The following is a 19,579-nucleotide window of genomic DNA, read 5'->3' on the forward strand; positions in this document are numbered from 1 at the left end:
GTGCGTGTCTTCCGCTCGGGGCGGGCCACGAATTGGCGTAGCGCAGCGTATCACGCACGTTCGGCCGCGGTGTCGCCGCAGCTCAGCGGGGCCGGCCGGGCCCGCGGCAGTGAGGCCGGTCACAATTGCGGGCGAACCTGTCACGCGGAAGCGGGCTGCGGTGTCTCAAGGGCACACGTCCTCACGAACAGGAGACAGCCATGACCGAGGTGACCCGCAGCAAACCACATGTCGTCGTTGTCGGCGGCGGATACGCCGGCACGCTGGCCGCCAACCATCTGCGTCAGCGCCCGGACATCGACATCACGCTGGTGAACCCGCGGCCGGTCTTCGTGGAGCGCATCCGGTTGCACCAGCTGGTGGCGGACACCGGCACGGCGACCGCCGATTACGCCACGCTGCTCGGGGAGGGCATCGAGCTGATCGTCGACACGGTCGACCACATCGACACCACCGCCCGCCGGGCCGTGCTGACCTCCGGCGCCGGGCTGGACTACGACTACCTGATCTACGCCGTCGGCAGCACCGGCGCGGTGGCCGAGGTGCCGGGCTGCGCGGAGTTCGCGCATTCGGTGGCCGACCTGGAAAGCGCGCAGCGGCTGCACTACGCGCTGGCCGATCTGCCGCTGCCGGCACCGATCACCGTGGTCGGGGGCGGGCTGACCGGCATCGAGACCGCCTCCGAGCTGGCCGAGCTCGGACGCCCGGTGACCCTGATCTGCGGCCCGGTGCTGGGCCCGTCGCTGAGCCCGCGGGGCCGGCGCTCGGTGGCCAAGTGGCTGCGCCGCCTCGGGGTCGGCGTGCTGGAGTCCGTCACCGTGACCGAGGTGCGCTGGAATGAGGTGGTGCTCAGCGACGGCGTGGTGCTGCCCAGCGCGGCCACCGTGTGGACGGCCGGATTCAGCGTCCCGGACCTGGCCGCCCGCAGCGGGCTGCGCACCGACCCGCTGGGCCGGCTGCTCACCGACGAGACGCTCACCAGCATCGACGACGACCGCATCGTCGCCGCCGGCGACGCCGCCGCGCCGTCCGGGCGGCCGTTGCGGATGAGCTGCCAGGCCGCCGGTCCGCTGGGCGCCCAGGCCGCCAACACCGTGTTGGGCCGCATCGCCGGGACCGAGCCGGCGCCGCTGAACCAGGCGTTCGTCGGGCAGTGCATCAGCCTGGGCCGGGCGGCCGCCACCTTCCAGCTGGCGCGCACCGACGACACCCCGATCAACGCGTACCTGGGCGGGCGGGCCGCCGCGAAGCTCAAGGAGGCGATCTGCCGGGGCACGCTGTGGGCGATCCGGCGCGAGGCCGCCAAGCCCGGCTCGTACCGCTGGCTCAAGGGCGGCCAGCGGGTGCCGACCGACGAGCGGGTCGGGGTGTGATGACGCGGGCACCGACCGGCAGCGAACACGCTGACCGATTCACCCTGCTGCGGCCGCTGCTGTTCACCATCGCCTACGAAATGCTGGGTTCGGCGACCGAGGCCGACGACGTGTTGCAGGACAGCTACCTGCGCTGGTCGACCGTCGACCTGGCCACGGTGCGCGACACCAAGTCCTACCTGGCTCAGCTGGTCACCCGCCAGGCGCTCAACGCGCTGCGGGCCGGCGCGCGCCGGCGCGAGGAGTACGTCGGGCCCTGGCTGCCCGAGCCGCTGCTGCTCGACGAGCAGGATCCGTCCACCGATGTCGTTCTCGCCGAGTCGATTTCGATGGCGATGCTGGTGTTGCTGGAAACGTTGAGTCCCGACGAGCGGGCGGTATTCGTGCTGCGCGAGGTGTTCGGATTCGACTACGACGAGATCGCCGAGGCGGTGGGCAAGCCGGCGCCCACCGTGCGTCAGGTCGCGCACCGGGCCCGCGAACACGTGCGGGCCCGGCGCAAGCGCCACCCCGGCGCCGGGCAGGCGATCGACCCCAAGCGCAACGCCGAGCTCACCGCGCAGTTCCTGGCCACGGCGGCCAGCGGCGACGTGGAGGCGCTGATGGCGATGCTGGCCCCGGACGCCACCTGGACCGCCGACAGCGGCGGCGTGGTCAGCGCCGCCCGCAGGCCGGTGGTCGGCGCCGAGAAGGTGGCCCGCGCCATCACCGGGCTGTTCCGCAAGGCCGCGGAGTACGCCACCCTGCGGGTGGACACGGTGACCTGCAACGGCGCCCCGGCGGTGTTGCTCTACCTCGGCGACCGGCTCGAAGGCGTCATCACGGTGGAGATCGCGGCGGACAAGATCACCAATTTCTACGTGATGCGCAACCCGCACAAGCTGGCGGCGCTGGCCACCGCCCGCGACGTCAGCCGCGGCTGACTCGCCCCGAACCCGCGCCGCTCTGTCAAGCTAGGGCGGTGCGCATCGACCGGCTCGGCGACCTCGGCCCCGCACCCCAGGTGCTGCGGGCCGTGGGTGATGTCACCCGTCGGCTCGGTCTGCCGCCGCCGGCGGCGTTGACCGGCGACTGGTTCGACGCCCTGGCGGTGATCGCGCCGAGCCTGCCGGTGCGCCCGGTGCCCCCCGGCGACGTGTTCGCGGTCGGCACGGCGCGGACACCGCAGCCGCCGCATGTGGGCGGCGGGTGGATCGGTTACCTGTCCTATCCGGACGGCGGCGCCGACGCCAAGCCGAACCGGATTCCCGAGGCCGCCGGCGGCTGGACGGACTGCGTCCTGCGCCGCGACCGCGACGGGCAGTGGTGGTACGAGAGCCTCACCGGCGCGCCGATGCCGCGGTGGCTCGCCGGCGCGCTGGCCGCGCCCGCCGGCCCGCCGCGCCCGTGCCGGATCGACTGGGACGTCGCCGACCGGGCCGCGCACCGCGACGGTGTGCTGGCCTGCCTGGAAGCCATCCGCGCCGGCGAGGTGTACCAGGCGTGCGTGTGCACGCAATTCCGCGGGACGGTCGGCGGCGCCCCGCTGGACTTCTTCGTCGACGGCGTCGCCCGCACCGGCCCGGCCCGGGCCGCCTATATCCAGGGCGAGTGGGGGGCGGTGGCGTCGCTGTCCCCGGAGCTCTTCCTGCGCCGCCGCGGCACGGTCGTCACGTCCAGCCCGATCAAGGGCACCCTGCCGCTGGACGCCTGGCCGTCGGCGCTGCGCGCCTCGGCCAAAGAGGTCGCCGAGAACATCATGATCGTCGACCTGGTGCGCAACGACCTGGGCCGGGTGGCAACGGTGGGCACGGTGAGCGTGCCGGAGCTGCTGGTGGTGCGCCGGGCGCCGGGGGTGTGGCACCTGGTGTCGACGGTGTCGGCGCAGGTCCCCACCGAGCTGCCGACGTCGGCCCTGCTGGACGCCGCGTTCCCGCCCGCCTCGGTCACCGGGACACCCAAACACCGTGCCCGCCAACTACTTTCGAAATGGGAACCCGCTACTCGCGGAATATATTGCGGCACAATCGGTTTGGCTTCACCCGTGGCCGGATGTGAACTGAACGTCGCGATCCGCACCGTCGAATTCGACGCCGCGGGCGGCGCGGTGCTGGGCGTGGGCGGCGGGATCACCGCGGACTCCGATCCCGACGCCGAGTGGGCCGAATGCCTGCACAAGGCCTCGCCCATCGTCGGGCTGCCGTCCATCGCGGCGGCGAGCTCGGCGGGCTAGTCGCGGCGGGCCTTGAGCACCGCGTCGTAGAGCTGACGGGACCGCACGCCGGGTTGGGCGGCGGCCACCTCGCCGCAGGCGTCCTTGATCCGGGCGCCATCCGCCACCCGCTGCTCGACCTCGGCGACCAGCGACGGCAGGTCGGCGCGCGGGGTGGCGCCGGCCAGCACCACGGTGATCTCGCCGAGCACACCGTCGTCCGCCCAGGCCGCCAGCTCGTCCAGCGTGCCGCGCACCACCTCCTCGTGCACCTTGGTCAGCTCCCGGCAGATCGCGGCCCGCCGCTCACCGCCGAGCCGCTCCACCGCGTCCTGCAGGCAGGCCGGCAGCCGGCGCGGTGATTCGAAGAACACGCAGGTGCGCCGCTCGTCGGCCAGCGAGTCCAGCCAGCCGCGCCGCGCCGCCTTCTTGCGCGGCGCGAAGCCCTCGAAGCAGAACTTCTCCGCCGGCAGTCCGGACACGGCCAGCGCCGTCATCACCGCCGAGGGCCCGGGCAGGCATCCCACCGGCAGCCCCGCCTGCACACAGGCCGTCACCAGCCGGAAGCCGGGGTCGCTGATCACCGGCATCCCGGCGTCGCTGACCACCAGCACCGTCGCCCCCGACCGGATCGCCTCGAGCAGCGAGTCCACCCTGGCGGCCTCGACCCGGTCGAACATGCTGATCACCCGGCCGGTGATGGCGACATCGAGCGCTTTGGCCAGGGTGCGCACCCGCCGGGTGTCCTCGGCGGCCACCACGTCGGCGCGGGCCAGGGCATCCAGCAGCCGGGGCGAGGCGTCCGAGGGCTGCCCCAACGGTGTCGCCCCCAGCAACAGGCGGCCGGTGGTCATGACCGACAGCCTACGATCGACACCGATGTCCGCCCCGCCCCGCGAATCCCCCGTGCACACCGACAGCGCCGAGACCGAACGCGTGGTGCCCGTCGTCAGCCCGGGCCCGTTGGTTCCGGCGGCCGATTTCGGGCCCACCGATGACGTGCGCGGCTGGGCGGTGACCGGCGTGGTGACGCTGGTGGCGGCGGTGACCCGGTTCGTGAACCTGGGCTCGCCCACCGACGGCGGCACACCGGTTTTCGACGAAAAGCACTACGCCCCGCAGGCCTGGCAGGTGCTGCACAACCACGGGGTGGAGGACAACCCAGGGTTCGGCCTGGTGGTCCACCCGCCGGTCGGCAAGCAACTGATCGCGATCGGCGAGGCGCTCTTCGGCTACAACGGCGTCGGCTGGCGGTTCACCGGCGCGCTGCTCGGCGTGGTCATGGTGGCGCTGGTGGTGCGGATCGTGCGGCGAATCAGCCGCTCCACACTGGTCGGTGCCATCGCGGGGGTGCTGGTCATCTGCGACGGCGTCAGCTTCGTGGCGTCGCGGACCGCGCTGCTGGACGGCATCCTCACCTTCTTCGTGGTCGCGGCGTTCGGGGCGCTGATCGTCGACCGCGACCAGGTGCGACAACGCCTGCACACCGCGCTGCTGCAGGGCCGCAGCGCCGACACGGTATGGGGTCCGCGGCTGGGCGTGCGGTGGTGGCGGTTCGGCGCCGGCGTGCTGCTCGGATTGGCTTGCGGGACAAAGTGGTCGGGCCTGTACTTCGTGCTGTTCTTCGCGGCGATGTCGCTGGCTTTCGACGTCGCCGCCCGGCGTCAGTACCAGGTGACCCGGCCCTGGCTGGGGGTGGTCCGGCGGGATCTGCTGCCCACCGGGTACGCGCTGGGGTTCATCCCCGCCGCGGTGTATCTGGCCGGCTATGCGCCCTGGTTCGCCTCCGAGACGGCCATCGATCGGCACGAGGTGGGCCAGACCATCGGCGCGCGTTCGGTGCTGCCGCTGCCCGACGCCATCCGATCGCTATGGCACTACACCGCCAAGGCTTTTCAGTTCCACGCCGGCTTGACGAACTCCGCCGGCAATTACCACCCATGGGAATCCAAACCGTGGAGCTGGCCGATGTCGTTGCGGCCGGTGCTGTATGCCATCGACGAGCAGAACGTCCCGGGCTGCGGCGCGCAATCGTGCGTCAAGGCCGAGATGCTGGTGGGCACCCCAGCGATGTGGTGGCTGGCGGTGCCGGTGCTGGTTTTCGCGCTCTGGCGCATGCTGGTTCGCCGCGACTGGCGCTACGCCGCGGTGCTGGTCGGGTATTGCGCGGGCTGGCTGCCTTGGTTCGCCGACATCGACCGGCAGATGTATTTCTTCTACGCGGCCACGATGGCGCCGTTCCTGGCCATGGCCATCGCGGTGATCTGCGGCGACATCCTTTACGCGCCCACCGCTACGGGCGTGCTGCGGGCGAACTCCGAGCGGCGCACCCTGGGGCTGATCGCGGTCTGCTGCTACGTGGCGTTGGTGGTGACCAACTTCGCCTGGCTGTTCCCGGTGCTCACCGGTCTGCCGATCTCGCAGCAGACCTGGAACATGGAGATCTGGCTGCCCAGCTGGCGTTAGCTTCTGCGCCTTGCCGCGAGAGTGCAACTACCGACGGCGCCACTCGGGAAACGCGTTGCCAGTTGCACTTTCGCGGTGCCGTCACAGCGGGTCGCGGGCGACCGGGCACGACATGCAGCGGGGGCCGCCGCGACCGGTGCCCAACTCCGATCCCGCGATCGTCAACACCTCGATGCCGGCCTCCTGCAGGCGCATGTTGGTTTGCGCGTTGCGCTCATAGGCGACGACGACGCCGGGTGACAGCGCCAGCGTGTTGTTGCCGTCGTCCCACTGCTCGCGTTCGGCGATGACGGGATCCAGCCCGGTATCGATCACCCGCAGTTTGTCGATTCCCATCGCCGTGGCCGCGGCCTCCAAGAAGGGGGCCTCGCTGATCTCAACGCCGGACGGGGTGCGCTGGATGGTGAACGCCGACAGCGCGTCGACGACGTTGGCGTACATCACCACGGTGTCGGTGTCGACCATCGTGCACACCGTGTCCAGGTGCATCTGCGCGCGCCGCTGAGCGATCGGCACGGCCAGCACGGTGTGCGCCAGATCGTCGTCGAACAGGCTGCGGGCCAACGCTTCCGCACCGGCCGGCGTGGTCCGCTCCCCCACCCCGACCGCGACCACGCCGGGCGCCAGCAGCAGCACGTCGCCGCCCTCAACTGGGGCGGTGCGCGATTCATAGGCCCGCCGCACCCCGGTGAACCGCGGGTGATGGGCATAGATGAGATCGGTCAACGAGGCCTCGCGGACCCGGGCCCGCAGCGCCAGCGTCGGAATCACCACCCGGGGGCCGATCCAGATCGACGAGTCGCGGGTGAACACCAAATTGGGCAGCGGGTCGATGACGAAGTCGCCGCCGTGGTGCATGCGCAGCACCAGCGACACGTCGGTGCGCGTATCGGCCGGCAACTCGTTGAACGTCATCCCCGCCATCAACACCTGGGCCAGCCGGGCCGGCTCCAGCCCGCGAAGGTAGGCCGAAAGCTCTTGCGCCAGAGGAACTCCCAGCCGTCGCGCATCGACCGCTGCGGCGACCCCCTGCATTCGCGCGGCCCCGCTGTGCGTCAGCGCCTCGGTGAGCAGATCCGACAGCAACAACACCTCGACGCCGCGCGAGCGCAACAGCTCGGCGAACTGGTCGTGCTCTTCTTGTGCGCGGGCCACCCACGGCAGGCCGTCGAAGAGCAGCTGGTCGACGTTGCGCGGGTTGAGCCGCAGCAGCTCGCCGCCCGGGCGGTGCAGGATGACCACACGCAGCGCGCCCACCTCGGAATTGGTGCCCAGCTCGACCACGCCCACAGGTTCAACCGTAGCGGCGCGCAGGGGCGGCATGGGCCGTCACACGCCCGCCGCCGCGGCCTCGGGATCGAACGGATGTGCGATAAACTGGGTCGCGTGGAGATCGCGGTTCAAGGCTCCCTGTTCCAGCACACCGAGCGCCGGCAGCTCGGCGACGGCGCCTTCATCGAAATCCGCGCCGGCTGGCTCACCGACGCCGATGATCTGCTCGATGCCCTGCTGTCGACGGTGCCGTGGCGGGAGGAACGCCGGCAGATGTACGACCGGGTGGTCGACGTGCCGCGGCTGGTGAGCTTTCACGACCTCACGGTCGACGAGCCGCCGCATCCGATGCTGTCCCGGCTGCGCCGCCGGCTCAACGACATCTACGCCGGCGAACTCGGCGAGCCGTTCACCACGGTGGGGTTGTGCTGTTATCGGGACGGCTCGGACAGCGTGGCCTGGCATGGCGACACCATCGGCCGCAGCAGTTCCGAGGACACCATGGTGGCGATCGTCAGCCTGGGCGCCACCCGCGCCTTCGCGCTGCGGCGCCGCGGAGGCGGCCCGTCGCTGCGGCTGCCGCAGGCGCACGGGGACCTGCTGGTGATGGGCGGCTCGTGCCAGCGCACCTGGGAGCATGCCGTGCCCAAGACGACGGCGCCGGTCGGGCCGCGGGTGAGCATCCAATTCCGCCCGCGCGGCGTGCGCTGACTATTGAGCACGCACCGATGCCACCGCTTTGACGAGCAGGTCGCGCGCGCGTTGGGTGTCGACGGGAGCAACGGGCTGGTTCGGGATCACCAGCGGGTTGGCGGTGACGATCACCTGGTAGTCGCCGAATTGCGCGGAGTAGTCGTACAGTTCGCCGGTGCGCGGGCCGCCGGGTGTCAGCGCCTGCAGCACCCGGTGCACGCCCAGCGTGCGCGCGCTGTCGATCTGCGGCGCATCGACCACTTGCACACCGCCGCGCAGTTGCGCACCGGAGAAGGTGACCTTGGCGCAATCCTTCCCGGGGTCGTTGAACGGCAAGGCTTTTGAGGTCTCGAGCGCGATCACCACGAAGCGGTTGCCGCGGCCCTCGGCGGTCACCGCGGCCATGTTGCCCTGCAGATCGGCCGGCAGATCCGGCCCGCTCGCCACTTTCGCGCACTGGGCGGGGTCGAAGGTCAGGCCGTCGGGTAGCTTGCGGCCGGCCAGCAGCTTGGGGTCGATGCCGCGTTCGCCGATGTCGCTGACCTTGTAGTCGGGTCCGAAGCTGGGTTTCACGTCGGCGACCTTGGCGATGTCCACCTTCGCCGGGTGAGTGGCCGATGAGCAGCCGGCCAGGACGCAGACAGCGGCCACCGCGCGCAACAGCTTGGACATCGTGGCCAATCTACCCAAGCGGGTGGCTCAGCTGCGCAACGTGGACACCGTTTTGGCGAGCAGATCCGCGGCGAACTGCGGTGGCAGCACCGGAACCGCCGCGCCGGGATCGGTGGTCAGGGTGGTGAAGGCGTAGTAGTCGCCCAGATAGGCGATGAATGTGTAGCTGCGCGAATCGATTTCGGTGCCCGATTCGACCGATGAGGTGATGTCGGCCACCATGCCCAGGGTTTCGACGCCGTCGATGTGTGGGCCGTCGGTGAGGCGGACGCGGACGGTGGTGTGCCCGGCGGTCTCGGACCACTGCTGGCACGCGCCGAGCAGATCCCGCGGAAAGTCCACGGGCTCCGGCAAAGCCACCACCACCGCGTCGACGATCCCGCCGCTGCCCGACCCCGACACGCCCTGCGCCGACTGGTCGCGTCCGTTGCCGGGGTCGGCCAGGACGGCGCATCGGGGCGGCTTGGCCCGCGCGTCGGCGGCCAGGCCCCAGATCACCTTCGGCGCTGCGGCGACGGGAATTCCCGTCGTCACCTCGTAGCCCGGCGGCAGGTCGCGGACCACCCGCTTGATGTTGGCGGGGTTGACGGCGGCCGTGTTGCTCGGCGGCGATTGTGCCGGAGCGGCCGGCGGTTTGGGCGCGGGCGGGTGAGCGCACCCGGCGACCATCAGCGTGAGCACGGTGGTCACCGCCGGGCCAATCCCGAACGGCCGCATCAGGAGTTGATAGCACAGGACCCCGCCATGTCCGGCCCTGCCACGCCAAAGCCTGGGCCTGCGTCACCCGAGTGCAAGCACGACGTCACTTTCGAACGCGCTACCGCAGGCGCTACCGGATTCGAACGTCACCTCATGGTCGGCAGACAGGGCATGCTCACGCACCACGCCGGCGGCTCAGCCGACCGTCTCGATCACCTGCCGCGCGACCCGCCGGATCTCGTCGGCCTCGTGCTTGCGGAACGGCAGGTCGCGCCGGTGCGGCACATCGATGACGGTGGTGATGACGCCGATGTCCTCGCGCTGCCACACTGCGCCGTAGCGGTCCATGATCGCGCGCATCGGCACGTTGTCGGAAAGCATTCGCGCGGAGAACCTTTCGATGCCGTCGACCTCGGCGGCGATCGACAGGGCGCTGATCAAGAAGGTGCCGATGCCGCGGCCCTGGTAGGCGTCGGCGACGGTGAAGGCGATCTCGGCGACGGTCGGATCGTTCTCGTCGCGCACGAAGCGGGCATCGGCCACCGGGTCGGCGCCGTCGGTGACCACCCACACGAAGTGATCGACGTAGTCGACCTCCGACAGGTAGTGCATCAACGCCGGGGTGGGCAGCCGCGGGCTCATGAACCGCCGGTACAGCGTGTCGCTGGAGAAGTGGATGTGGCCGTGCACGGTGCGCTCGCTGTCGCCGGGCAGCACCGGGCGCAGCAGCAGGTGCGTGCCGTCGCGGACCTGGATCGGGATCGGCGTGATGAACGCCGCCAGGCGCTGCCGCACGGTGCGCAGCAGCCGCGGCATGACGCCGGGGATGTGCACCATGCTGGCGAAGGCCTCGGTGTCGCCGGTCCAGCCGGTCAGCGGTTGGGCGGTGGTCACCGTGGCGGTGCGCGGAATGTCGCGCAGCAGGGCGATTTCGCCGACGATCATGCCGGGAGACGTGTGCTCAGTGATCACCACGCCGTCGTCGCCGACGTGTTTGACCTCGGCGCTGCCCGAGGAGATCAGCAGGAACTCGACAGCCTGCTCCCCCTGGCGCATCAGCACCTGGCCGGCCGGGGCGCGCAACGGCCGCAGCCGGCGCGCCAACGGGGCGAGATCTTCGGCGGGACATCCCGCGAAGATGTCCATCGTCGCCAGCTCGTCGGCCCGGGCGCCGGTCAGTCCGGCCACCGTCAGGGACCGCCACCCGCGGCAGCACGGCACCGGTCTGCCTGTCGCGGTGATGCCATGACCTGCCCGCCATTTGTCGGTTGCGCCAGGCCCACGCTCCCCGACGCGCTCGGATGTTGCCAAGGTTATGAGCAGGTCACGACCGCGGCAAGCAGGCAGCGCCGATCACCCGGCAGGCGGGGTTTTTCCGGCATTCAGGATGAGTTCGACGGCCGCGGCCAGGTCGTCGACCACGAAATCGGCCTCTGCGACGGCCTGCCGAGCGCCGGGGCGGATCAGAATGGTCTTCGTTCCGGCCGCGCGGCCCGCCACCATGTCGACGTCGCTGTCGCCGATCATGACCGAAGCGGCCAAATCCACGTCGTGCTCGGCCGCCGCGCGCAACAGCATGCCGGGGCCGGGTTTGCGGCAGTCGCAGCTGTTCGCGGGGTGGGGGCAGTGGTAAGCGGCATCGATGCGCGCGCCCCGGTCGGCGAGCAGTCGTACCAGCCGGTCGTGTACGGCGGCGAAATCGGCCGGCGCCGCCGTCGGCTCGGAGAGCCAGCGCTGATTGGTGACCAACACGGTCCGCAGGCCCGCAGCGTTCAGCGCGGCCAGCGCCCGGGCCGCACCGGGCAACAGCACCAGCTCGGCCGGCGACTTGATGTACTCGCCCTCGGCGGCCTTGACGTTGACGGTGCCGTCGCGGTCCAGGAAGACCGTGCGGACGTCGCGCAGCTCGGGTGCGGGCATCGTCGCGGTCAGGACGGCCGGGGAAACAGTGCCGCTTCGACCATTTCGCAAATCGAATGCCCCAGGTGCAGGCTCGCTTCCTGGATCCGGCCGGTGTCTTCGCTGGGGATTCGGATGCAGATCTGCGCGACGTCGGCCACCTTGCCGCCGCCCGCACCGGTGAGGGTGACGGTCGTCATCCCGGCCTGGCGGGCGGCCTCGAGCGCGCGAACGACGTTGGCGGAGTTGCCCGATGTGGTCAGCCCGACCACCACGTCCCCGGCCCGCCCGGCGGCCAGCACCTGGCGGGCGAACACCTCGTCGTAGGAGTAGTCGTTACCGATCGCGGTGATCGCCGCGGTGGCGTCGGGAAGGCTGATGGCCGCCAGGCCCGGGCGGTCAAAAGCGAAGCGGCCCATGAGTTCTGCGGCCAGGTGTCCGGCGTCCTGCGCGGATCCGCCGTTGCCGAACAGGATCACCTTTCCGCCGGCCCGCAGGCAGTCGATCATCGCGCGCGCCACCTCGACGGCCTGGGCGGCGACGACGCCGTTCTGCATCTGCTGCTTGACAGCGATGGTCTCGGCCAGTCGCCGCTGCACCAACTCCACGCTCGGCGGCACCACATCGGGCCCCGTCATGCCTGCCATGTCGTCAATCCCTTGCTCTCGAAGGCGAATTCGGTGACGGCGGCCCCGGCTCCTTCCAGCGCCTCGATGAGCCGGTGCTTTTTGGCGAAGTCACAGAACAGCAGGATGTATCCCCCGCCGCCGGCGCCGGTCAGCTTGCCGCCCAGCGCACCGTTTTTCAGGGCCAGCTCGTAGAGGTCGTCGATGCGCTCATTGGTGATGTAGGGCGACATTCGTTTCTTCTCGGTCCACGCTTCGCCCAGCAGCGCACCGAAGTCGTTCAGCTTGCCGGTCAGCAGGGCCGCCTTCATCGCGACCGCTAACTCCTTCTGTGCCCGCAGCCCGGCCAGCGTGTCGTCCGAACCCGTTGTGGCGCGGCGGGTTTGGTCCTCGATCACGCGCGCGGAGTCGCGGGTGATGCCGGTGTAGCACAGCAGCAGGCTGAGCTCGAGTTCGAAGGCGGTCTCGTCACGGATCCGCAGCGGATTGACGATCACCCGGTCGGTGAACTCGATGAAGTTGAACCCGCCGAACGTCGCGGCGTACATGTCCTGCATGCCGCCGGCGATGCCGAGGTCCTCGCGTTCGATCGCGCACGCCAACTGGGCGGTCTCGTATTCGCCCATCGGCACCCGGTAGTGCTCGGCGAGCAGGCCGGTGAGCGCGACCATCATGGTCGACGACGAGCCCAGCCCCGAGCCGGGCGGCGCGCTGGATCGCAGCACCAGGTCGTAGCCGTCCGTGCCGTCGCGGCCGAACCTGCGCACCGCGGCCTTGATCAGGTCCAGGCTTCCGTCGTAGAGGATCTCGCTGTCGAGCGTCATCTCGTGCGTGGTCTTGAAGTCCACCGACTCGATGGAGACCCGGCGGTCGGTGCGCGGCGCCAGCGATCCCTGCGCGTAGCGGTCGATGGTCGCCGACAGCACGCAGCCGCCCTCGGTCATCGGGAACGGCGGGACGTCGGTGCCGCCCCCGGCGAACGAGATCCGCAGCGGCGCTCGTGCCCGAATTCGTGGGCGTGTCATGGGGATTGTCTTTCGAGTGATTCGCTCAGCCGCGAGCCCACGTGTGCCACATGCCAACCCCATCGTTCTGCGTCCGGAAGCGTCGCCAGACTAACAGGGTGACCAGCGGGGTTGAGGTGTTTTGGCCGACTCCGCGTCAGCCGTTCGGCCGGCCCGGCTGCAGCACGAAATCGACCACGATGGCGGCCATGTCGTCGATCGCGCTGCGCGCGACCACCTCGTAGCCGTGGGTGCTCAGCGTGGGCAGGCACAGCAGGCCGGCGCGGGCGGTGAGCCCGCTTGCCTTGGCGTGCGACGCGTCGGATTCGAAGGCGCCCAGCGCCGCCGGCTGCGGCGACAGTCCGCGGTCGGTGGCGATTTTCAGCAGCCGGTCGGCGACGCTTTTGTCGTAGACGCACAGCGCGTCGCTGTAACCGACAATCGGGCCGCCGGCGACGCTGGTGGTGTATTCGCGTTCGGTGGGGCCGACTTCCAGCGCGAGGGTCAGGTCGCCGGGCAGGGTGGCGCTGGCGTAGGCGCCGCCCACCCCGCCGATCTCTTCGTTGGTGGTGAACACCAGGTACACGTCGTCGGCGGGGCGTTGTCCGCGTTCGCGCAGCATCCGGGCGGCGTTGAGCAGCGCGGTCACTGCGGCGCGGTCATCGAGGAAGTAGGCGCCGACGTAGTCGCCGATCTCGACCACCGATCTCTTGCTCCGGTCCACGCACACCCGGGTGCCGGCGTGCACTCCCGCGGCGGCCAATTCGTCGGTGCTGCGGCCGGTGAAGACGTAGACGTGATGCCAGTCCAGCGATCGGTCGCCCTGATCGGGCTTGGTCTCCCAGATTCGTGAGCTTTCCTTGGTGGTGTGTTCGGAGCCGAGAGTCAGTACCGCGGTGAGGGTTTCGTTGTCGCCGAGCACGGCGACCGGACCCAGCCCGAAGTTGCCCGGGTACATGGTGCCCAGCTGCGTCAAATGCAGTGTGCCATCGGGTTCTACCCGTTTGACGATCATGGATAGCTCGTCCATGTGGGCCATGACCCGGGTGGCGGTGCCGGGGATCGCCGCGGTCCGGTGCCGGTGGTCGGGCGACCCGGAATTGCGGCGCGATGCGTCGGCGGCGATGTAGCCGATCAGGTTGCCGGCGTCGTCGGTCCACAGGTCGTCGACGACGGGTTCCAATTCGCGGGCGATGACGGCGCGCACCGCGTCCTCCTGCCCGCACGGCCCGTAGGTCCACAGCAGTTCTTGCAGCAGCTCGTCGGTCGAGTCGCGGTCGCGGTGCGCCATCGGATCCTCTCGATCAGGTTCAGAGCATCTGTACCCGCGCCGGCCTGCGGCCACTCCAACCGCCTCGACTCAGGCGAGTGCCACCCCCAGCTCGTGGGCGAACACCCTGATCATGTGCTGGACGGCGATTTCGTTGCGCCCGATGATCATGTGGTCGTGCTGGCCGTGCCGGACGCCCTCGCCGCACTGGGGCAGCATGGCGAAGTCCTCGTCGCGCACCGCGGCGTGCACGCCTTCAAAGACCGCGTCGTAGGCCGCGCGCATCTCGTCGTCGGCGGCGGGGACGCGGGCCATCCAGCTGTGCCGCACCGTGCAGCGGGTCGGCGCACCGGCGGGCAGCATGTCGATGATCTCCACCCCGACCGGGCTGTTGGCCAGGATGAGGTTCGGATACACCCAATAGATCACGCCCATGTTGGCCAGCGGTTCCAGCGACGCCGCAGGGTCGGTGGCGGCGTTGGTGATCCAGGTGAACGGGAAGCCGATCCGGTGATGCTTGCCGAACTCGTCGTAGACCATGGTGTTGGCCAGGGTGTTCTGCCCGATCAGGCTCTGCCCGTGGACGTACGGGAAGTGGTAGCCCTCGGCGAATGCCTCCAGGGCGCCCTTCCAGGACACCTCGGAGGTGAATTCGCGCTGGGTGTGATAGCCGTAGGAGGAGTAATTCCACAGCGCCAGTTCGGCTCCCGAAGTCGCCCAGGTGCGCGTCGAGGTCGATGGTCGCGTCGGCGGTCAGCACCGCCCAGATGAAGCCGTGCCGCTCCTCGGAGGGCAGCTCCACCAGGCCGTAGTCCTTGGTGTTCATCGAGTCGAAGCCGGCCTTGCCGGGCAGCGAGAACAGTTCGCCGGTGTTCTTGTACGTCCAGGCGTGGTACGGGCACACGAACCGCGCGGTGTTGCCCGAGCCGCAGGCCGGCATCGCGCCCCGGTGCCGGCAGTAGTTGAGCAGGACGTGACTGGCCCCGGAACGGTCGCGGGTCACCAGCAGGGAATCGCCCAGCACCGAGCGCACCACGTAGTCGTTGGTGTTCGGTAGCTGCGCCGACGGGACGATGGCCAGCGGGACCCGACGCAGGATCTGCGCCTCCTCGATCTCGGTGATCTTGGGGTCGCGGTAGTAGTGCAGCGGCACCCGCAGTTCCCGCTCGGCCAGGTCGGTCGTCTTGTCCAGGGCGTGACGCAGCCCCCGCCGCGTCAACGCCTCGTCGGTGCCGCTCACCGGGCTGTTGATGGGGGCCACTCGCTTCTCCTTCGCCGTCAACCTCCCGGACCATACAATCATCACCGTTTGTATTGTCAAGGCCGCGGCCCGGTGTGTGCGACGATCACGCAATGCGCCGGCACGGCTGGTCGGGTGACATCCCGGCCGACGACGAGGAGGCGGTTGCGCGCATCCTGACCGCGACGCGACGCGCCATCGACGAACGCGGCACGGTGAGCGTCTCGCAGGTGGCGTCGACGCTGGGCGTGACGCGGCAGACGATCTACCGGTACTTCCCCACCCACGAGGCGCTGCTGGGTGCGACGGCGCTGTCCGCGGTGGAGGGGTTTCTGGATCGCCTTGCGGCACATCTGGGTTCGATCACCGATCCCACCGAGGCGGTGGTGGAGGGCATCGCCTACACCTTCGAGCAGCTCGCGCACGACAGGTACCTGAGCCTGGTGTTCCAGCCCGGCAAGGCCAGCGCTTTCACCGCCGGGGTCACCTCCGACATCGCCATCTCGTTCGGCAGGTCGATCTTGCAGCGATTTGAAGTCGATTGGGGCGCAGCAGGATTCGCCGGCGCCGGGCTCGACGAACTGGTCGAGGTCATGCTGCGCACACTGCAGTCACTGATCGTCGATCCGGGGCGCCCTCCGCGCACCGGCGCGGAGCTGCGACGGTTCCTGCAGGACTGGGTCGCGCCAGCGGTGCGCGCGCACGCAATCAGTCGGTGAGCTTTTCGTCAGCGCGGTCGCGGTGACACGTGCATGGTGATGCGGGCGGTGACGAAGACATTGCCCTCGGCGTCCGCCACGTCGACGGGCACGACCAATTCGAATGGCTCGTCGGTGAACTCGGGGATGGCGTCCAGGCGTGCGGTCGCGGTCACCGCGGTGCGGGCTTGGGCCTTGTATTCGACGGTCATGCCGGCGGGGATCCAGCGGTGGGTGGGCGGCACGGTCACCTCCGTCATCACGCCGGCGACGAGTTCGGCCATGTTGCACGATGCGATGGCATGAAACGAGCCGAGGTGGTTGTGCACGCCCCGCCGGTTGGGGGCCTTGGCGCCGCAGAGTCCCGGCCGCAATTCGACGATGACCGGATGGACCGTGCTGAAGTAGGGCGCCTTGAAGCATACCGCCTGACTGAAGATTCGATTGCCAAACGGCAAGCGCTGCAGCATGTTCCAGATCTTGAGGTTGGTGCTGATCGGCGCTGAGCCGGTCTTGGACGTCATCGGGGTGCCCCTTTCGTTAGGGTCGGGCGCGGTTTCGGTTTCGGGGACGTGTCGGGTGGTGTGAGGGCCAGCACCGCGCGTACCGCGGCGGCGAGTCGTTGCAGCGCCGCCGCGTCGTGCAGGGCGTGGGCATCGATCAGCAGGGCGGTGGGCAACTCGACAACACAGGTGCGAATGGCCGCCAGCGCCTGGCGATCCCTTCTGCCCCAGACTTTTTCGGCCAGTTCGGTAAATAGGTGCGCGAGGTCGTCGTCGAGTCGGCGCAACTCGTCGGCCAGCTCGGCCGGGACGTCGGCGGCGCCGAGGAGTTCGTCGCGGCGCACGCGGAGCAGGAACCGGGCGGAGGCCGGGTGCTCGTGCGAGAACGTCGCGGGACACTCCGCGGCGGCGACCACCGCATCGACCGCTGCTTCGCCAGAAACGCCGCGCGACAGCGCCTTTGCCACGGCGGCTCGCTGGAAGCGCAGGTAACGCTTTCCAGCGCGTAGCCACACGTGACCAAGCAGTCCGCCGCGAGACCCGAACGCATGGTAGATCGCACCGTTGGAGATGGCCGTCGCCTCCGAGAGCGCACGAATGGTGACCGCCGGCGGCCCGGATTCGGCGGCGAGTCGCTCGGCCACATCCAACAGGTGGTCGAAATCGAGCGTCCGAGGGCGGGGCACCTCGACAGGATAACAGAGCATATGCTCTGAAATATTGGTGTCGCGGTCCGGCCGGGGCTGGTTGTCGGGAAAGCTGGTCGGCTCGTGCGATCTACTTCGACGAGCTGTGAGTTTCCAGGTAGCGGGCTGACGCCAACAAGGCCACGCTCAGCAGAATCAGCGCGGGCACGAACACGAACGGGTATGCCGCGACCGCGGCCAACGCGATGAGCGTGCCCGGCACCCCCAACGCCATCGCGGCCGTCGGATTCCGCTCGCCCAGGTAGACGATCCTCGCCGGCGCCGCGAATGCTACCGCGGCCCGTGGATGACGGTCCGGCCAGCTGCCGTATGGGCGGCGGGTCTGTTGGCCGCATCCCAGGCAGGTTCGCCCATACGAGTAGCGGGTTTCCAGCCCGCAACCCGTGCAGGTATGGGTAGTCATCCGGCTATGGTCTCATCGCGGCGGGCGTGCCTCGCGACTGACGCCTGACTGGGCCCAAACGCGTTGGAGCTAAGGGGATTCGAACGTCTTACCCGCAACAACCGCTACTGCCTGCCGGCAAAGCGGGACCTGGCCGCCCAAATCACGTGGGTCAGCGATTTTCGGCGACCTGACTTTTATCACTGTCGGCGATCCGGCGGTTGTGTAGGGCTGTGACCTGTGTCTTCGGTTGTGGCCTGGTGCGGATTTGTGCACTAGCCGGTGGGCCGTAGGGTGCCTGCGTGGCCTATGTGCGCACGGTGAAGACATCCTCGGGGGCGATGGCTGTGCAGGTCGTGTGGTCCTCGCGGCGCGGGTCACGCCGGATCGAGCATCTGGGTTCGGCGCATGACGAGGCCGGGGTGGCCGCTTTGAAGGCTGCCGCGGCGCAGCGACTGGCCGCCGGCCAAGCGCAACTCGACCTTGGCTTGGCCGAACGTTCGGCGGCCGAGCCGTTGCCGATCACGTCCTCGAAGTCGGCGCTGCTGTGGGAAGCATTGTGCGCTGCTTATGACAAGGTCGGGTTCGCCAACGTCGCCGATGGGGATGAGGCGTTTCGTCAGTTGGTGTTGGCCCGGATCATCGAACCGACCAGCAAGGCCGATTCACTTCGGGTCGTCGAGGAGACTGGGGTCGTCCCGGTGTCGTATCCGACGCTGAACCGCCGTCTGCCGGTGTTCGCCAAACCCGCTTTCCGGCAAGCGCTTTCGACCGCATGCGCTGCCCACGCGCAATTGGGTCCGGCCAGTCTGGTGCTCTATGACGTGTCGACGCTGCACTTCGAGACCGATGCTGGTGATGGGTTCCGGGAGCCCGGATTCTCCAAGGAAAGACGGTTGGACCCGCAGATCACCCTGGGGTTGTTGACCGATGCTGGCGGGTTCCCGTTGACGGTGGCGGCCTTTGAGGGCAATAAGGCAGAGACCGCGACCATGCTGCCGGTGATCAACGCGTTCAAGGCCGCTCACCAACTCACCGACGTCACGGTCGTCGCTGATGCCGGGATGATCTCGGAAGCCAACCAGGTCGCCCTGCACGCGGCAGGGCTGTCCTACATTCTCGGCGCGAGGATTCCGTTTTTACCTGATGTGGTGCGCGAGTGGCGCGACAAGCACTCCGATGAGGCGATCCCGACGGCCTGGTGCTCACCCAGCCCTGGCCATCAACCAGCGGCGAGAAAACCCGCGGCATCCCGGACCGGATCATCCACTACCAGTACCGCCATGACCGGGCCCGGCGCACGCTGCGGGGGATCGATGAGCAGGTGGCCAAGGCCGAACGTGCTGTTGACGGGCATGCCCCGGTCAAACGTAACCGCTACATCCAGCTCACCGGGGCTACCAAGAGCGTGAATCGCACACTGGAGGCCAAGGCCCGGGCGTTGGCCGGGTGGAAGGGATACACCACCAACCTGGTGAGCCAACCGGCCACTTTCGTCATCGAGGCGTATCACCAGTTGTGGCGCATTGAAAAGGCGTTCCGGATGTCCAAGCACGACCTGCAAGCCCGCCCGATCTATCACCGCACCCGCGACTCCATCGAAGCCCACCTCAGCGTTGTCTTCGCCGCGATGGCGGTATCGCACTGGATCGAGCACCAAACCGGTTGGAGCATTAAGAAATTCGTTCGCACCGCACGCCGCTACCGTACCGTCACTATCCAAGCCGGCAAGCACACCCTGACCGCTGCTGAACCGCCACCACCCGACCTCGCCGAAATCCTCGCAAACATCCACAGCCTACGTGCGCACTAGCCTGATAAAAGTCGGGTCCTCGCAAACATCCACAGCCTACGTGCGCACTAGCCTGATAAAAGTCGGGTGAC

The 19,579-nt window shown here is 69.3% G+C and carries 18 protein-coding genes and 2 pseudogenes; 7 read left to right on the forward strand and 13 right to left on the reverse strand.

Annotated features, from left to right (window positions below; translation table 11 throughout):
* Window positions 1-200 precede the first annotated feature (200 nt).
* From NF20_RS14280 to NF20_RS14290, 3 genes are read left to right on the forward strand one after another with little or no spacing between them, the layout of a single operon-like run.
* Window positions 201-1,373 (forward strand): NAD(P)/FAD-dependent oxidoreductase, encoded by a 1,173-nt coding sequence (locus NF20_RS14280; RefSeq protein WP_033710697.1) that lies wholly within the window; start codon window positions 201-203, stop codon window positions 1,371-1,373.
* Complete coding sequence (locus NF20_RS14285; protein ID WP_033710698.1) at window positions 1,373-2,296, forward strand: RNA polymerase sigma-70 factor; 924 nt, start codon at window positions 1,373-1,375, stop codon at window positions 2,294-2,296. Before NF20_RS14280 ends, NF20_RS14285 begins: the two co-directional genes overlap by 1 nt.
* Before the next feature lie 38 nt (window positions 2,297-2,334).
* The gene (locus NF20_RS14290; RefSeq protein WP_033710699.1) at window positions 2,335-3,585 is read left to right on the forward strand and encodes an aminodeoxychorismate synthase component I; all 1,251 of its coding nucleotides are present in this window, start codon (window positions 2,335-2,337) and stop codon (window positions 3,583-3,585) included.
* Here the strand turns inward: NF20_RS14290 and rsmI are convergent.
* Window positions 3,582-4,418, reverse strand: a complete 837-nt coding sequence (rsmI, locus tag NF20_RS14295; RefSeq protein WP_019732817.1) for a 16S rRNA (cytidine(1402)-2'-O)-methyltransferase — start codon at window positions 4,416-4,418, stop codon at window positions 3,582-3,584. The genes NF20_RS14290 and rsmI overlap by 4 nt on opposite strands.
* Window positions 4,419-4,500: 82 nt before the next feature.
* Between rsmI and NF20_RS14300 the strand changes: the two genes are divergently transcribed.
* Complete coding sequence (locus tag NF20_RS14300; protein WP_162936233.1) at window positions 4,501-6,030, forward strand: dolichyl-phosphate-mannose--protein mannosyltransferase; 1,530 nt, start codon at window positions 4,501-4,503, stop codon at window positions 6,028-6,030.
* A gap of 81 nt (window positions 6,031-6,111) precedes the next feature.
* Here NF20_RS14300 and arcA read toward each other — a convergent pair whose 3' ends face one another.
* Window positions 6,112-7,353 (reverse strand): arginine deiminase, encoded by a 1,242-nt coding sequence (gene arcA, locus NF20_RS14305; RefSeq protein ID WP_263424812.1) that lies wholly within the window; start codon window positions 7,351-7,353, stop codon window positions 6,112-6,114.
* A gap of 63 nt (window positions 7,354-7,416) precedes the next feature.
* Between arcA and NF20_RS14310 the strand changes: the two genes are divergently transcribed.
* Complete coding sequence (locus tag NF20_RS14310; RefSeq protein WP_011723956.1) at window positions 7,417-8,013, forward strand: alpha-ketoglutarate-dependent dioxygenase AlkB; 597 nt, start codon at window positions 7,417-7,419, stop codon at window positions 8,011-8,013.
* Here the strand turns inward: NF20_RS14310 and NF20_RS14315 are convergent, their stop codons facing one another.
* The 8 genes and pseudogenes from NF20_RS14315 to NF20_RS14350 form a co-directional block, all read right to left on the reverse strand.
* Complete coding sequence (locus NF20_RS14315; protein ID WP_019732819.1) at window positions 8,014-8,667, reverse strand: DUF5642 family protein; 654 nt, start codon at window positions 8,665-8,667, stop codon at window positions 8,014-8,016.
* Window positions 8,668-8,694: 27 nt separating this feature from the next.
* Window positions 8,695-9,384: a DUF5642 family protein gene (locus tag NF20_RS14320; protein WP_009975262.1), complete on the reverse strand. Its 690-nt coding sequence runs from the start codon at window positions 9,382-9,384 to the stop codon at window positions 8,695-8,697.
* Window positions 9,385-9,561: 177 nt separating this feature from the next.
* On the reverse strand, window positions 9,562-10,512 hold the full coding sequence (locus tag NF20_RS14325) for a GNAT family N-acetyltransferase (protein ID WP_085978452.1): 951 nt from the start codon (window positions 10,510-10,512) through the stop codon (window positions 9,562-9,564).
* Window positions 10,513-10,719: 207 nt separating this feature from the next.
* Window positions 10,720-11,286: a D-glycero-alpha-D-manno-heptose-1,7-bisphosphate 7-phosphatase gene (locus tag NF20_RS14330; RefSeq protein ID WP_003872789.1), complete on the reverse strand. Its 567-nt coding sequence runs from the start codon at window positions 11,284-11,286 to the stop codon at window positions 10,720-10,722.
* A gap of 8 nt (window positions 11,287-11,294) precedes the next feature.
* Window positions 11,295-11,912 (reverse strand): D-sedoheptulose-7-phosphate isomerase, encoded by a 618-nt coding sequence (locus NF20_RS14335; protein ID WP_023861820.1) that lies wholly within the window; start codon window positions 11,910-11,912, stop codon window positions 11,295-11,297.
* On the reverse strand, window positions 11,900-12,916 hold the full coding sequence (locus NF20_RS14340) for a GHMP kinase (protein ID WP_023864056.1): 1,017 nt from the start codon (window positions 12,914-12,916) through the stop codon (window positions 11,900-11,902). The genes NF20_RS14335 and NF20_RS14340 overlap by 13 nt, the downstream gene beginning before the upstream one ends.
* 136 nt (window positions 12,917-13,052) lie before the next feature.
* Window positions 13,053-14,186 carry a M42 family metallopeptidase gene (locus NF20_RS14345; protein ID WP_033710702.1) on the reverse strand — a complete coding sequence of 378 codons (1,134 nt, stop codon included), beginning with the start codon at window positions 14,184-14,186 and terminating at the stop codon, window positions 13,053-13,055.
* Between the two features lie 69 nt (window positions 14,187-14,255).
* Window positions 14,256-15,426, reverse strand: a pseudogene (locus tag NF20_RS14350) (aromatic ring-hydroxylating oxygenase subunit alpha).
* Between the two features lie 92 nt (window positions 15,427-15,518).
* Here NF20_RS14350 and NF20_RS14355 point away from each other — a divergent pair.
* Window positions 15,519-16,124, forward strand: coding sequence for a TetR/AcrR family transcriptional regulator (locus tag NF20_RS14355; protein WP_024636835.1), 606 nt, complete (start codon window positions 15,519-15,521; stop codon window positions 16,122-16,124).
* Window positions 16,125-16,132: 8 nt separating this feature from the next.
* Here NF20_RS14355 and NF20_RS14360 read toward each other — a convergent pair whose 3' ends face one another.
* The 3 genes from NF20_RS14360 to NF20_RS14370 form a co-directional block, all read right to left on the reverse strand.
* On the reverse strand, window positions 16,133-16,627 hold the full coding sequence (locus tag NF20_RS14360; protein WP_033710703.1) for a hotdog fold domain-containing protein: 495 nt from the start codon (window positions 16,625-16,627) through the stop codon (window positions 16,133-16,135).
* On the reverse strand, window positions 16,624-17,313 hold the full coding sequence (locus NF20_RS14365) for a TetR/AcrR family transcriptional regulator (RefSeq protein WP_050593654.1): 690 nt from the start codon (window positions 17,311-17,313) through the stop codon (window positions 16,624-16,626). Before NF20_RS14365 ends, NF20_RS14360 begins: the two co-directional genes overlap by 4 nt.
* Before the next feature lie 70 nt (window positions 17,314-17,383).
* Window positions 17,384-17,716: a hypothetical protein gene (locus NF20_RS14370; RefSeq protein WP_023861826.1), complete on the reverse strand. Its 333-nt coding sequence runs from the start codon at window positions 17,714-17,716 to the stop codon at window positions 17,384-17,386.
* 326 nt (window positions 17,717-18,042) lie between these two features.
* On the opposite strand from NF20_RS14370, the pseudogene NF20_RS14375 reads away from it, so the two are divergent.
* Window positions 18,043-19,508: pseudogene (locus tag NF20_RS14375) on the forward strand (IS1634 family transposase).
* Window positions 19,509-19,579 lie beyond the last annotated feature (71 nt).

Source organism: Mycobacterium sp. MAC_080597_8934, assembly GCF_000523975.1.
In the GTDB taxonomy this organism is placed as follows: domain Bacteria; phylum Actinomycetota; class Actinomycetes; order Mycobacteriales; family Mycobacteriaceae; genus Mycobacterium; species Mycobacterium avium.

What these genes read in the sequence shown, in the direction of transcription:
- rsmI (WP_019732817.1), bottom strand. Translation starts at nt 4,418, where the DNA reads ATGACCACCGGCCGCCTGTTGCTGGGGGCGACACCGTTGGGGCAGCCC.
- NF20_RS14315 (WP_019732819.1), bottom strand. Translation starts at nt 8,667, where the DNA reads ATGTCCAAGCTGTTGCGCGCGGTGGCCGCTGTCTGCGTCCTGGCCGGC.
- NF20_RS14320 (WP_009975262.1), bottom strand. Translation starts at nt 9,384, where the DNA reads ATGCGGCCGTTCGGGATTGGCCCGGCGGTGACCACCGTGCTCACGCTG.
- NF20_RS14365 (WP_050593654.1), bottom strand. Translation starts at nt 17,313, where the DNA reads ATGCTCTGTTATCCTGTCGAGGTGCCCCGCCCTCGGACGCTCGATTTC.
- NF20_RS14345 (WP_033710702.1), bottom strand. Translation starts at nt 14,186, where the DNA reads ATGGCGCACCGCGACCGCGACTCGACCGACGAGCTGCTGCAAGAACTG.
- NF20_RS14280 (WP_033710697.1), top strand. Translation starts at nt 201, where the DNA reads ATGACCGAGGTGACCCGCAGCAAACCACATGTCGTCGTTGTCGGCGGC.
- arcA (WP_263424812.1), bottom strand. Translation starts at nt 7,353, where the DNA reads ATGCCGCCCCTGCGCGCCGCTACGGTTGAACCTGTGGGCGTGGTCGAG.
- NF20_RS14360 (WP_033710703.1), bottom strand. Translation starts at nt 16,627, where the DNA reads ATGACGTCCAAGACCGGCTCAGCGCCGATCAGCACCAACCTCAAGATC.
- NF20_RS14325 (WP_085978452.1), bottom strand. Translation starts at nt 10,512, where the DNA reads ATGGACATCTTCGCGGGATGTCCCGCCGAAGATCTCGCCCCGTTGGCG.
- NF20_RS14330 (WP_003872789.1), bottom strand. Translation starts at nt 11,286, where the DNA reads ATGCCCGCACCCGAGCTGCGCGACGTCCGCACGGTCTTCCTGGACCGC.
- NF20_RS14355 (WP_024636835.1), top strand. Translation starts at nt 15,519, where the DNA reads ATGCGCCGGCACGGCTGGTCGGGTGACATCCCGGCCGACGACGAGGAG.
- NF20_RS14370 (WP_023861826.1), bottom strand. Translation starts at nt 17,716, where the DNA reads ATGACTACCCATACCTGCACGGGTTGCGGGCTGGAAACCCGCTACTCG.
- NF20_RS14335 (WP_023861820.1), bottom strand. Translation starts at nt 11,912, where the DNA reads ATGGCAGGCATGACGGGGCCCGATGTGGTGCCGCCGAGCGTGGAGTTG.
- NF20_RS14340 (WP_023864056.1), bottom strand. Translation starts at nt 12,916, where the DNA reads ATGACACGCCCACGAATTCGGGCACGAGCGCCGCTGCGGATCTCGTTC.
- NF20_RS14285 (WP_033710698.1), top strand. Translation starts at nt 1,373, where the DNA reads ATGACGCGGGCACCGACCGGCAGCGAACACGCTGACCGATTCACCCTG.